Raw genomic sequence first — 336 nt, 5'->3', positions numbered from 1 at the left:
CGTTTTTCATACTGGTACTTAGTGTGCTCTGCGGGCAAAATAATCCAACTTTACATAACTTGACGCTGACTATGCCTGCCCATCACTCCAAAAAAGCCCACGCCACTCCGGCAAAAGCGATGATTGCCTCTGTCACTGGCTATGCCATGGACGGTTTCGACCTGTTAATTCTCGGATTCATGCTGCCCGCCATCGCCACAGAGCTGGGTTTAACCTCCTCGCAAAGCGGCTCGCTGGTCACTTGGACCCTGATTGGTGCCGTGCTCGGCGGCGTGATTTTTGGGCCAATCAGCGATCGCTTTGGCCGCATTCGCGTTCTTACCTTCACAATTTTGA

At 52.4% G+C, this 336-nt stretch carries 1 protein-coding gene; it reads left to right on the top strand.

The window, feature by feature from the left end; all coding sequences use genetic code 11:
* The coding region (locus ACQRBL_RS32700; protein WP_427736470.1) for an MFS transporter at positions 1–336 on the top strand (336 nt) is incomplete at both ends.

The organism is Bacillus sp. AF62 (genome assembly GCF_050312695.1).
Taxonomy (GTDB): Bacteria; Bacillota; Bacilli; order Bacillales; family Bacillaceae_G; genus Bacillus_A; species Bacillus_A cereus.
This window is presented reverse-complemented; position numbering and strand designations above follow the sequence as displayed.